The 12,379-nt window shown below is 54.0% G+C and carries 10 protein-coding genes; all 10 read right to left on the minus strand.

What is annotated here, in order from left to right:
- Nucleotide 1 precedes the first annotated feature (1 nt).
- A complete protein-coding gene (locus ACZ41M_RS11905; protein ID WP_464730968.1) occupies nucleotides 2–2,320 on the minus strand; it encodes a heavy metal translocating P-type ATPase in 2,319 nt (772 codons plus the stop codon).
- Nucleotides 2,321–2,436: 116 nt separating this feature from the next.
- The gene (locus ACZ41M_RS11910) at nucleotides 2,437–4,023 is read right to left on the minus strand and encodes a multicopper oxidase family protein (RefSeq protein ID WP_464730967.1); all 1,587 of its coding nucleotides are present in this window, start codon (nucleotides 4,021–4,023) and stop codon (nucleotides 2,437–2,439) included.
- 526 nt (nucleotides 4,024–4,549) lie between these two features.
- Nucleotides 4,550–5,347 carry a 16S rRNA (adenine(1518)-N(6)/adenine(1519)-N(6))-dimethyltransferase RsmA gene (rsmA, locus tag ACZ41M_RS11915; RefSeq protein WP_464730966.1) on the minus strand — a complete coding sequence of 266 codons (798 nt, stop codon included), beginning with the start codon at nucleotides 5,345–5,347 and terminating at the stop codon, nucleotides 4,550–4,552.
- Nucleotides 5,344–6,438, minus strand: a complete 1,095-nt coding sequence (gene pdxA, locus ACZ41M_RS11920; protein WP_464730965.1) for a 4-hydroxythreonine-4-phosphate dehydrogenase PdxA — start codon at nucleotides 6,436–6,438, stop codon at nucleotides 5,344–5,346. The genes rsmA and pdxA overlap by 4 nt, the downstream gene beginning before the upstream one ends.
- A 132-nt stretch (nucleotides 6,439–6,570) precedes the next feature.
- Nucleotides 6,571–7,548: a peptidylprolyl isomerase gene (locus tag ACZ41M_RS11925; protein WP_464730964.1), complete on the minus strand. Its 978-nt coding sequence runs from the start codon at nucleotides 7,546–7,548 to the stop codon at nucleotides 6,571–6,573.
- A 168-nt stretch (nucleotides 7,549–7,716) separates the two neighbouring features.
- A complete protein-coding gene (locus ACZ41M_RS11930) occupies nucleotides 7,717–8,946 on the minus strand; it encodes a benzoate/H(+) symporter BenE family transporter (RefSeq protein ID WP_464730963.1) in 1,230 nt (409 codons plus the stop codon).
- An 18-nt stretch (nucleotides 8,947–8,964) separates the two neighbouring features.
- The gene (locus ACZ41M_RS11935; protein WP_464730962.1) at nucleotides 8,965–9,816 is read right to left on the minus strand and encodes a PhzF family phenazine biosynthesis protein; all 852 of its coding nucleotides are present in this window, start codon (nucleotides 9,814–9,816) and stop codon (nucleotides 8,965–8,967) included.
- Between the two features lie 21 nt (nucleotides 9,817–9,837).
- Nucleotides 9,838–10,266: a hypothetical protein gene (locus tag ACZ41M_RS11940; protein WP_464730961.1), complete on the minus strand. Its 429-nt coding sequence runs from the start codon at nucleotides 10,264–10,266 to the stop codon at nucleotides 9,838–9,840.
- A gap of 38 nt (nucleotides 10,267–10,304) precedes the next feature.
- Complete coding sequence (locus ACZ41M_RS11945) at nucleotides 10,305–11,339, minus strand: threonine aldolase family protein (protein ID WP_464730960.1); 1,035 nt, start codon at nucleotides 11,337–11,339, stop codon at nucleotides 10,305–10,307.
- A 35-nt stretch (nucleotides 11,340–11,374) separates the two neighbouring features.
- Nucleotides 11,375–12,316, minus strand: a complete 942-nt coding sequence (locus ACZ41M_RS11950; RefSeq protein WP_464737497.1) for a DMT family transporter — start codon at nucleotides 12,314–12,316, stop codon at nucleotides 11,375–11,377.
- Between the last annotated feature and the right edge of the window lie 63 nt (nucleotides 12,317–12,379).

Consider the following 12,379-nt stretch of genomic DNA (forward strand, 5'->3'; position numbering starts at 1 on the left):
CCTAAGGATTTTTGGAAATGGGGGAAATTTTGGGTAGCTGCGGTCGGTAGCGCAAAATGCGCAGTGAGTTGCCCACCACGATCATGGATGAGGCGAGCATACCGAGGGTGGCGATGATCGGCGTGACCATGCCCAATGCGGCCAATGGGATGGCTATGACGTTGTACAGCACTGACCAGAGCAGGTTTTCTTTGATGAGCGTTTGCGTGCGGCGTGCGATCATGTGTGCGGCGTAGACGTCGTTCAGATCGCTGGATTGCACCACCATGTCGGCTTGGATTTGCGCGAGTGAGGCGCCTTGTCCCATGGCGATGGCGACGTCAGCTTGTTGCAATACGGGTGCGTCGTTCAGGCCGTCGCCGGTCATGGCAATGCGGTAGCCTTGCTTTTGTCGTGCGGTGACCCAGTTGAGTTTGTCTTGCGGTTGGGCGTTGGCAATGACGTTTTGCTCGGGCAGCCCGACACTGTGGGCGAACCCTTGCACCACGTCGGTTTTATCACCGCTGATCAGGGTGATGTCGGCGGTTTTGTGCAGCTCGCGGATCAGTTCGGCTGCGCCCGCACGGGTGCGATCGGACAGGGCGAACCATGCCAATGCGTGCCATTGGCCATCCGCGCTTTGCTCGCTGAGGACGGCGATGCTGTTGCCTTGTTCGATGGTGGGCGTTGAGTTGGCGTTGAGGTCGTGTTTGGGTGTGTCATTTTCAAGGGCGAACGAGGGTTTGCCAATGCGGTAGTGGGTTTGATGGAGGCTGCCCTGCACGCCTTGGCCGACGATCAGTTCCATCGCGGTGACGTCGTTCATGCGCTCGGGTGCGTTGCGCTCTTGTAGCGCTTTGCGCAACGCCAGCGCGATCGGGTGACGCGATGCGGCTTCCAGCGTGGCGGCGATTTGCAACACCTGCGTTTCGCCCAATTGTCGGGCGTGTGCGGCCTCAGTCAGGTGGATTTGGTTGAGCGTTTGTACATCTTCGGTCAGTGTGCCGGTTTTATCAAAGACGTATTGATTGACTTTAGCCAATTTTTCGATGGCTTCAGGCTGAATGACGAGTACGTGGCGCTCGGCCAGCGCGCTTTGCGCGGCGGTCATCACGGTGGGCACCGCCAGTGCCAAAGCGCATGGGCAGGTAATGATCAATACCGCCACGACGATTTCAACCACACGATCGGGGTCGTGCAAGCCCCAGTACACTGCGGTCAACGCACTGACGATCAGCAGACCGTAGAGGAACACGCGCGCGGCTTTCTCAGCCAATAGTGCCAAGGCGGGTTTGTGCAAGGCGGCTTTGTGCGCCAGTCGTTCAATCGCGGCCAGCTCGCTCGATTCGCCCGACTGACGGATGCGGGCGTAGATGCCTTGCTCAATATTCATCGAGCCGGCGAGTAGGGTGTCGCCGACGCGTTTGGTGATCGGCACACTCTCGCCGGTGAGTAGGGCTTGCGAGCACGCGGTTTGGCCTTCGATCAGCTCGGCGTCGTGCGGTACCACTTCACCCGAGGCGATGAAAATCACGTCGCCGGTTTTGAGTTCGTCCGCTGGAATGAGGCTGGTGTTTTTCTGTGCGGGATAGTCTTGCACACGTTCGGCAAACAGCCGTTGATGTTGCAACACGTTGTTCAAATACAAGCCCGCTTTGCTCAAAGCGCGGTTTTGCACATAGCGCACAGAGAGCAGCAGGCCGACGAACATGGTCACGGAGTCAAAGTATAAATGCCCTTCGCCAGTGAACACCGCGATCGTGCTGCTGATGAACGCGACCCATATGGCAATCGTGACCGGCGTATCCATGCCAATTTTGCGCAGTCGCCACTCAGCCCATGCACCGCGAAAAATCGGAATCGCGCAGTAAAACATCGCGGGCAAGGTTAACAATAAATTGGCCCAGCGCATCAAGGTATCGGTGTTCATGTCCATATCCGCGTTATCGAAATAGTACGGATACATGAACATCATGCTTTGCATCATCAAGAATACGGCAACCAGCATGCGGAATAATTCTTTGCGCTGGTTTTTTTTCTCCGCCTCGCCCATGTCGTTGGCCGATTCGGCGTAGGCATGGTAGCCGAGTTTTTCGATGCGCTCAATGACCTGTTCGACGCTGGTGCGCGCAGGGTCAATTTGCAAAAACGCACGGCGCAAGGTGTAGTTCGCAGTCGGATTGACTACACCCTCGGCGCCTTGTAAATCGCGTTCGATCAAATCGGTACAGGCGACGCAGGCGATGCCGCCCAGACGCAGTTGGACGTCGGTGAGTTTGCTCAAAGCGCCGGTTTTTTGTGCACTTGAGTGCGTCTCTGAGGTGGGGGTAGGTGATGACATGGCAAATCCAAAGACACAAGGCTCACTCATTAAGCCTCATTGGGTTATGAATATCTCTATTTTAAGGGAAAAGCGCCGGTGAGGCGGCAATGATTGCCGCCACCTCTTGGTTTGTGTCAAATAACGTTCAATTGAGCCATCATGCCCAGTGACTCATGTTCCAAAATATGGCAGTGAAACATGCGTATCCCTTTGTGGTGTTGCACGGTTTTAATCCGAATTTGCTCATTAGGACGCAAATTCACCGTGTCTTTGAAGGATTTATAGACGGCAGTTTCGGTTTTTCCATTGAGGGTGCGATCCAGTAGGATGAATTGTGTGCCGTGTAAGTGGAATGGGTGATCCATATGGGAGTTATTAGTAATTGTCCATTCTTCTACCGCACCCACTTGGCTGGTCAGATCCATGCGTTTCATGTCAAAAACTTGATCGTTCACCAAAAACATACCATTCATCATCTTCTGCGCATGGTTCATCGACGCACCCCCTGAACCATGCATAGTTCCATGATTCATACCCTGCATATTACCCCCCATTGAGGACATCATGGCACTCATGGGTTTTTCGCTGAAGCTGACTCGCTTGCGTGCTACCGGAGCGCCTAAGTCAGGTATGCTGCGCAGTTGTGTTGGAAGTGCGATTTCATTCGCTTGGATCGATATGTTTGCCAAAATCGAAGTTTCGGCTTGATAAGCCACCATCATTTTTTGACGGTCATATGGCAGGTTATTCAATGGATAGGTGCCGCTTTTTTGAGCGCGAACGATGATTTCATAGCGTTCGGCGGGTGCGATCAACAGCGATGAGACCGCTGGCGCGGGTTTTTCTAATAAGCCACCATCTGTACCCACCACAATCAGCTCGCAGTTAGGAATGGCGAGATTCAGATAACGTGCACTGCACGCATTCCAAATACGGATACGTTCGTTGCCCTTGATACTCATCTGCGGCTGTCTTTGACCATTGATGAGAACAAACTGTCCTTCACGACCATTCATCCAGTCCATCATGTTGTTCTCGGGTATTTGGGCGTTGTTGTCCAAGCGTAAATCTGAAAAAAACCAGTGTTGCTCAGGCAACTGAGCCAGTGGATCATTTTTTGCACGCACAATGAAAGATCCAGCCAAACCCCGAAAGGCCTGTTCTGCTGCCAATTCATGCGCGTGAGTATGATACCAATACGTACCCGCTGAACCAATCGGTAGGGTAAATTGATAGGTGTGGGTTTGCCCCGGCAGTACGGGATCGTGCGGATTGCCGTCTTGTTCAGGGGTTACGGGCAAACCATGCCAATGGATGGTGGTCGGTTGAGATAACTGATTTTTAAAATGAATTTGTATGGTATCGCCCTCATATACCGCAATCTGTGGTCCGGGTATTTGATCGTTATAAGTCCAAAATCGAGTTGGCTTTCCTGCAACCAGTTCGATCGAAGTTTCCTTCGCCGTTAAATAAGCTTTAAAGGTGTTGGCCTCGGTGGATTCATTTTTCAATAAGGGCAATGCGGCTAAAGGCAAACCAGCAGGGAGTGCGGTAACCGGCAATAAATCCGTGTTTGCTGTCATTGGGGTCATAGCTCCCATATTATGACCCGCGCCATGTGTGGTTGATGGTTCGGGTGATCCGAATACTTTATTGCAAGCAGATAATACGGCGAGCGTGCTGGCCGATAAGCCCCACGCCAAAAAAGTGCGTCGATTCATTCAAAACTCCTGATAATGGATATGAACCACTGGAGCTGTGTACACAAATACACGATACGCCAATGGACCTAATAAGAAGAGAATTTAAACGCGCTTGGGTGGCGGGGGTGTTGGCGCTAAATGCCATGAGGGAATCGCAACATCCACGGAGGGAGGAAAGCGTACAGGGAAAAAGAGTTGGCTTGCCAGCTCAAATTTAGGCGGGATAACGCCTACGCAATGCAGCGCACAGACTGCTTGACAGAGAGCTTTGGACGGTGAGTAAGCGGATGAATTATCGTCGCAATGGGTGTGGTCTACCTGTGCTGCAGGGTGCGCAACATGGCTCGCATGTACCACCGCTGTATACGAATGTTGATCCTTGATTACGGTCTGCGGTTGAATATTCGCCCATGCCATCACCACAACGATCAGCAGACAGAGCGTTATCCAGAGTTGGCGAAGAGAAAGGATGGGCATATTCATAGGCAGATTGTATCAGAGGCGAATGAATGAATTGTGTAGTGATAGGGTTGGTTCAGTGATGTTATGGTTTTTCGGTATGATGGATCAGGTAGTTTGATAGGCCGACAAACTGCGCCACCGACAGCTCCTCGGCACGAGCCGTCGGCGCGATGCCGCAGGCTTCGAGTTGGGATTGCGTGACCATCTCGCTCAATGTGTTGCGTAGCATTTTGCGCCGTTGGCTGAAGGCTTGCGCCACCAGTTTGGATAAATGCGCTTCGTCGCGAGCCAATAATTGCTCGGGTTTGCGCGGGTACATGCGGACGACGGCGGAGGTGACTTTGGGTGCGGGGATAAAGGCATGAGGTGGTACGTCAAACAAATGTTCCATCTCGTAGCGGTATTGCAGCATGACCGAGAGGCGACCATAGGCTTTGTCCGATGGTTGCGCGACCATGCGTTCGATCACTTCTTTTTGCAGCATGAATACTTGCACGTCAATGTGTGGCGCGAACTGCGCGAGGTGAAACAGCAGCGGGCTGGAGATGTTGTACGGCAAATTGCCCACGACTTTACGTTGTGTCTTGCCCGTGGCATCAATGCTGAGAAAATCAAACTCCAACGCATCGGCACTGTGGATGGTCAGACGCTCGGGCGCAAAACGCTTTTGCAAACGTGCGACCAAATCTCGATCCAGTTCCACCACGTGCATGTGATCTACGCGTTCGAGTAGCGGCTCAGTCAGCGCGGCCAAGCCGGGGCCGATTTCGGTCAGGCAGTCGTTATTGCTCGGGTCGATGGCGCGCACGATGTTGGCGATGACGTTTTGGTCTTGCAAAAAATTTTGGCCGAAGCGTTTGCGGGCGATGTGTGTGCTCATGAGTGGTGTGTATTTTCTATTTCTACATGGGTTTGCGGGTGGTACACGGCGCGTACTGCGGTTTCGGCGCAATGAATCGCGGCGCTCATGCTGCCCGCATCCACTGCGCCGCTCTGTGCGCGATCCAGTGCGGTGCCGTGATCGACCGAGGTGCGGATGAAGGGCAAACCGAGCGTGATGTTCACGCCGTGGCCGAAGGTGGCGTATTTCAGTACCGGCAGACCTTGATCGTGGTACATCGCCAAAACCGCATCGGCATTTTGCAAATAATGCGGTTGGAACAGGGTATCGGCAGGGTATGGGCCTTGCACATTCAAACCACGCGACTGCGCGGCCAAAATCGCCGGCGTGATCACGTCGATTTCTTCACGCCCCATGTGGCCGCCTTCGCCCGCGTGCGGGTTCAGGCCGGTCACCAAAATACGCGGTTGCGCGATGCCAAATTTGTTTTGTAAATCCTGCGCCAGAATGTCGATGGTGCGGCTCAAGCCGTCCATTGTGATGTGTGCAGACACCTGCGCCAGTGGCAGATGTGTGGTTGCCAGCGCAACGCGCAGCGGATTTTCGATGTCAGCGCGACCATCGGCGAGCATCATCACGACGCGCTCGGTTTGGCTGTGTTCGGCCAAATACTCGGTGTGGCCGGTGAAGGCAATACCGGCCTCGTTGATGATGCCTTTGTGTACCGGCGCGGTGACCATAGCGCTGAAGACGTTGTTTTTCAAGCCGTGCAGTGCGATGTCCAAGGTATTGAGCACATAGGTGGCGTTGGCAACGTTCAGCTTGCCCAAATTCACCGGCGAAAACAGCGGGCAATGCCACACCACCAGCGTTTGCTGGCGCTCATCGGAGATCATGTCATCCAAACGCTGGATTTCGGTCGAGGGTATCAGATGCACGCCCAGATTGAAGCGCCGCGCAATCTCGCGTAGGTGAAACAGATCGCCGATGAGTACGACCGTCGGCTCGGCGGACAGTTCGCTGGCATGGCTGATTTGCCATTGTTTGAGTGCCAACAGGCTGATCAGCGAGCCGATGCCGGCTGGCTCGCCGGTGGTTACTGCGATGGGAGGCGGATTGAAGAGGTTCATTGGACTATTTTAACATTGCCACTGCGGGTTGTCTGTAATCCTTGTGATGAGGCATAAAAAACCGCACAGATGCACTGTGCGGTTGTACGGTTTGCTCGCTATTCGCTCAAAGGGTTGAGCAATGCGGCCAAATTAGTTTTTGATTTCAACCAATGAGGCTTTGCTGTCGTCCAACTCTTTGTAGAACGCGGCCATGGCGTCTTTTTGACGTTGTGCCAGCAAAGCGTCTTTCGCCCATGCTTTTTTATCTTCGGCGCTCGGCGCGATGGTGGTGCGTTGCGCGACTTTGAAGATGTGATAGCCGTTGGCGGTTTTCACCGGTTCGCTGATTTTGTTGGCCTCAATGCTGTTGACCACTTTCAAAACGGCCGGATCAGCGCTTTGGTCTTTGAGGAAGATATACGGTACAGCACCGCCGTTTTGCGCGGTTTGTTTGTTGTCCGATACTTCGCGTGCCACGGCAGCGAAATCTTCGCCTTTATCCAAGCGGGCTTTGACGGCCTTGGCTTTTTTCAACGCGGCTGCGTTGGTGCCTTCAATATAGATGTGCTGAGTCACAGCGACATCTTGCGGTGACATTGGGCCGTCGGCAATCGCACTCACGCGGGCGACTTCGTTGTCAATTTCTTTAGCTGTCGGTTGTTTGACCTTGCTCAACACTTGTTTGTCGATCATTTCGGTGATGGACAACTCATTGCGCACATCGCGTATGAGCGTGTCCCATGCGTCGGAACCGCCAACTTTGTTCACGTGCTGTTGGAATTGATCCATGCTCATGCCGTTGCCTTGAGCCATTGCGTTCAATGCTTCGTCAACTTTGGCTTGGCTCGCGGTAATGCGCGCGTTTTTTGCTTTGTTCAGCAACAGGCGCTCGTTGATCAATTCGTCACGCGAATATTCGGCCAACTGTGCTTCGGTCGCTTTTTGACCGGCACGTTTGGCCACTTCGGCGTTGATCTTGATGCGTTCATTCAGTTCGGATTGTGAAATAGGCTCACCGGCTACCACAGCCACGACTTTACCTGTGCCGACTTGGGCAAAGGATACGGCCGGAGCGATAGAGCCTGTCAGCAAGGCGGTAAGTAATGCGAATTTAATGCGTTTGTTCATAATCATCCTTTTTCAAGTCAATGGGTAAAACCAAGTGGCGTTAGTCGAATGTCTCGTCCAATACTCATTATAAGACAGTTGGCTTATAGATAACGGGCTTATTCCATCTCGGTTGACACGCGCAGTATTCATGCAATGTATGGGTTTTTTATGGATGTGAAAGATCTACTATTTACTCAAATGCGCCGCACTGCGCCAGTGAAACAGCACATACGCGGTGCAACCGAGCACGATGCCCCAAAAGGCGCTGCCCATTTGAAACAGGGTCACGCCCGAGGCGCAGGTCATGAAGGTAATCAATGCCGCTTCGCGATCAATCATGCGGTGTTCGCTGCTAAAGGCGTTGCCGATATTGCTCAAAATCGCGCCCATCAAGGCTAAACCGGCCAGTACGGTGATCAGCGCCTTGGGCAAACCGAGGAAAAACACCACCAATACGCCCGCAAAGACCGCGATGATGAGATTCATCACGCCATACCACAGTCCCGCGACGTAGCGTTTGTTCGGCTCGGGATGGCAGGCGTGTTCGGTGCAAATCGCTGCCGTGATTGCCGCCAGATTGATCCCAAAGTTACCAAACGGCGCGGTGATGGTTGAGAGAAAAGCCGTCAGACCGACCAGAGGCTTCGCCGGTGCTTGATTGGCGTCATAGCCTGAGGCGCGCAGCACCGCAATGCCGGTGATTTGCTGGCCGGTCAGGGTGATTAAACTGAGCGGCAGACCGATGTTCAGCAACGCATTCCAGGTAAAATGCGGCGTCGTCCACACCACGCTGGACACATGCAAAGGCACCTGAGGCACGGACGCGTGTTGCCAGCCAAACACATACAGACAGCCTGCCAGCAGCACAAACAGTGTGGCGTAGCGCGGCAAAAAGCGTTTGAACAGCACATAAGTCAATAGCATCACCAGCACCAAGCCCGCTTCCGAACCGAGCATGGCAAAACTATTCACGCCAAAGCGGAACAAAATTCCCGCCAACAGCGCGGCGGCGATGCTTTTCGGCAATTTATTCATCACCGTATCAAACATCCCCGAATACGCGATCAGGAAAATAATCCCGTTGGCGATGATAAAGCCGGCAATCGCCTCCGCATACGTGACCGTCGGCAGTGCCGTCAATAAAAACGCCGCGCCGGGCGTACTCCACGCCGTGATGATCGGCGTGCGCGTGAGGTAGGACAGTGCGATGCTGGCGATGCCCACCATCAGTGCGATCACGCACAGCATCGAGGTAATTTGCTCGGCCGACGCATGGCCGGCCTGTGCTGCACCAATGACGATGGCCAGCGGTCCGCCATAGCCCGCCAAATTGGCAATCAAAGGCGCGACGAAGGTCGATAGGGCGCTGTCTTGGCGGATTTCGCGCAGCGTGGGCGGATGGTATTTGCGAAACATATAATCAATACGGTTAAATTAAAAAGCGCGCAATTCGCCGTGCGCAAACGGCATGACACGCCCGCCGACTTGAATGGTGCCTTCCTCGGATACATTCAAATACAAATGGTTTGGACGTTCAATTGCTTCGGCTTGCGTGATTTTCCATGAAACGGGTGCGAAGCCCGCTTCATGCGCCCACGCACCCAGATTCGCGCAGGCCGAGCCGGTGCCGGGATCTTCGCTGAAGGTTTGGCCGTTCAAACTGAAAAAATAGCGTGAAGTTACCGCGCCATTATTCTCGTGCCACAGATAGGCGTTGATGTGTGAGGCCTGCACGCCGTCGTCAAACAAGGCACGGGCGTTGACTGGTTTCGCACGCATCACCGCTTCGCGCGAAGTCAGCGGTACGATCAACTGCCATGTGCCGGTGTTCATCCATTGATAACCATGCGCGACGTCGCCCAAGTCCAAACCCAATGCCTGTGCCAAATGCGCGCGGGAGAATGAGCACGGCGCGGACTCATAACCCGACAGGGCAAAACGATGCACGCCGTTTTCATGTGTGATGGTGGCGGTTTTTGCCGGCGTGGTCAACGTAAACGTGTCGGACAGGTTCAAATGACTGTGCAGCCATTGCGCCGCGCCGATGGTCGGATGACCGGCAAACGGCATTTCGTGCTCAGGTGTGAAAATCCGCAGATGCGCCGCGTGGTTCGGCGCTGTTGGCGGCGTGATGAACACGGTTTCGGATAGGTTGAATTGGCGCGCGATGCGCTGCATGGTCGCAGTGTCGAGCGATTGGCCGTTAAGCAATGGCACTATCGCCAATGGATTGCCGCCCCAAGCGGATTCGGCAAAAACGTTGCTGATGTAAAAAGGCAGGTTCATGGCATTATGCTCACGATGCGGTTAATCTTTGACCAAAAAATACAATCCGATGAGCGTTGTGACGATGCCAATGACTTTGTCGAGCGAGAGCGATTCGCGGAAAACAAATATCGCCACCGGAATCAGCATGAGTGCCGCCGCGCCGTTGACCGCCACACCAGACCACTGTAGCGAACCGCCGCTGCGATAGGCGAGCAAAAAGCCGATTTCAATCAGCAGTACGCCCAATGCGACCAGCCAAATTTGCCACACACTTAGTAATTGCACGACCGATAATGTTTCAGCGTCTTTAAAAAACGGCAGCAGCGCTGCGCAAGAAGCAAAGGCGATGGCGTAAATCACCATCAGCAACATCATCGGATTGGCATTTTGTGGCAAGGCTTTTTGACCGATGTGGTAGGAAAAATTACCGAGCGCGGCAATAAATAGGAACCATAAAGTGGATTTCATAAATGCCTTTTGAGATTGTTTGATAGAGAGGGGTTGCGTTACATCCATTGCCGAACATCGGTCAAAAACTGCTCGACTTGATCCATCGGTGTCGCCCACGAAGTCACCAGACGAATGGCGGACGTATCGTTGTTCAACGTTTCCCAAACGTAAAAGCCATAATGCTGCTGCAATTGCGCGATCAAAGCATTCGGCAGGATCGGGAAAATTTGATTGGTCGGCGAATCGGTCTGAAACACAAAGCCCAGCTCGCTCAGCCCGTGGCGCAAACGCTGCGCGCAGGCATTCGCATGGCGCGCCAGCTCAAAATACAAACCGTTTTCAAACAAGGCGACGAATTGGCTGGCGATCACGCGTCCTTTGGCGAGCAAGGCACCGCGCTGTTTGAGCGCGTAGCGAAAGTCGCTTTGCAGCGCGGGATTAACGAGGACAATCGCCTCGCCAAGCAGTGCGCCGTTTTTCGTGCCGCCGATGTAGAACGCATCAGCGATGTTGGCTAAATCGGCGAGCGTCACATCGCTGTCGTCGCTTGCCAAAGCCATGCCCAAACGCGCGCCGTCAATGTACAGATACAGATTGTGCGCGTCACACAGCGCGCGCAGCGTTTGCAATTCGGCCTTGCTATATACCGTGCCGAATTCGGTTGATTGCGAGATGAACAGCATGCGCGGTTTGACCGAATGCTCGTTCGGGTGTGTTGTGAGCGCGCGTGCGATCGCTTCGGGCGTGAGTTTGCCATTGGCGTGCGGGACATGAATGATCTTGTGCCCCGTCGCCTCAATCGCGCCGGTTTCATGGGTGGCAATATGCCCCGATTCGACCGCAATCACCGCCTCGTGTGGGCGCAGCATCGAACCAATCACGGTCAAATTCGCTTGCGTGCCGCCGCTGCAAAAGTGAATTTCCGCCGCAGGTGCGTGAATCTGCGCTTGAATCAAATCACGTGCGCGGGCGCTGATTTCGTCCAGACCGTAGCCGATTTGCTGTTGTTCCGATTTATGTGCGACAGCCTGTAAACAGGCCGGATGCGCGGTTTCTGAGTAATCGTTGAAAAATTGGTGCTTCAATAGCATAAAAACCTCAAATCTAAAGTCAAACCGATGATGGCTTATCCAGACAATTTACCATGAGTTGCTTTGGTTTGAATTGGAACTTTTTTACCCATATACGCCGTCCATACCACTGCGGCGGCAAAGACCACGGTTAGCCATTCAAAGCGTTCGCCCAATAAAGGCACGGAGAACATAATCGTCAAAAAGGGTTGGATGATTTGTACTTGGCTGACGCGTACTGCGCCGCCGATGTGCAGCGCGTGATACCAGATCATCATGCCCGCCCACATGGACAGCACGGCGACGTAGGCAAAGCCCAGCCATGCGCTCAGCGGGATGGCGTGTTTCGGTAGTGTGAGGAATGAGGCGGGCGCGGTGAGCGGCAGAAACAGTACCAACATCCAGCACAACACCTGCGCGGCGGGCAGCTCACGGCTGAGTTTTGCGCCGTAGGCATAGCCATAACCGCACAGCAGCACCGCGATAAAAATCAATACGTCGGCGTAGTGCAATGTCAGCGCGCCGTCATGTTGATACGCGCGCCACAGCGCAAATATCATTACCAAGATCGCGCCCAATAAGGCCCAGAACCAAAACCGCAGCGGTGCGTGTTGGCGAAACAGCAAGGCCGCGATGGCCGCAGTGGCCAGCGGCAGCAGGCCGTTGAACACCGCGGCGTGCGAGGAAGGCACGTACAGTAAACCAATGCTTTGCAAAATCGGAAAGCCCAGCGCATTGCCCAAACCGATGTAGAGCAAATAGCGCCATTGCCGTCCTTTGGGCCATACCGCGCGGGTGTGGTACAAATAAGCGATTGCCAGCACGCCCGCCACCGCCGCGCGGCCAAAGGCGATGAACCACGGTGACAAATAGGGCGTGGCGGCACTGCCGATCGCCAGCTTGCTCATCGGTAAGGTCAAGGCGAACAGCGTGACGGCCAGTAGTCCGAGCAGGAGAGCATGTTGGGCGCGTTGGGGGTCGTTGGAATGGTCATGCATGGTTTTGATGTCTATCTTCACAATGTTGACACAATACGCATATTTTGCGGTACAGTAACGGTA

It is taken from the genome of Puribacter membranae (assembly GCF_055380425.1).

Excerpts from the sequence above, each read along its gene's own strand:
- pdxA (WP_464730965.1), bottom strand. The coding sequence starts at position 6,438 with ATGAACCTCTTCAATCCGCCTCCCATCGCAGTAACCACCGGCGAGCCA.
- rsmA (WP_464730966.1), bottom strand. The coding sequence starts at position 5,347 with ATGAGCACACACATCGCCCGCAAACGCTTCGGCCAAAATTTTTTGCAA.
- ACZ41M_RS11930 (WP_464730963.1), bottom strand. The coding sequence starts at position 8,946 with ATGTTTCGCAAATACCATCCGCCCACGCTGCGCGAAATCCGCCAAGAC.
- ACZ41M_RS11905 (WP_464730968.1), bottom strand. The coding sequence starts at position 2,320 with ATGTCATCACCTACCCCCACCTCAGAGACGCACTCAAGTGCACAAAAA.
- ACZ41M_RS11925 (WP_464730964.1), bottom strand. The coding sequence starts at position 7,548 with ATGAACAAACGCATTAAATTCGCATTACTTACCGCCTTGCTGACAGGC.
- ACZ41M_RS11935 (WP_464730962.1), bottom strand. The coding sequence starts at position 9,816 with ATGAACCTGCCTTTTTACATCAGCAACGTTTTTGCCGAATCCGCTTGG.
- ACZ41M_RS11945 (WP_464730960.1), bottom strand. The coding sequence starts at position 11,339 with ATGCTATTGAAGCACCAATTTTTCAACGATTACTCAGAAACCGCGCAT.
- ACZ41M_RS11910 (WP_464730967.1), bottom strand. The coding sequence starts at position 4,023 with ATGAATCGACGCACTTTTTTGGCGTGGGGCTTATCGGCCAGCACGCTC.
- ACZ41M_RS11950 (WP_464737497.1), bottom strand. The coding sequence starts at position 12,316 with ATGCATGACCATTCCAACGACCCCCAACGCGCCCAACATGCTCTCCTG.
- ACZ41M_RS11940 (WP_464730961.1), bottom strand. The coding sequence starts at position 10,266 with ATGAAATCCACTTTATGGTTCCTATTTATTGCCGCGCTCGGTAATTTT.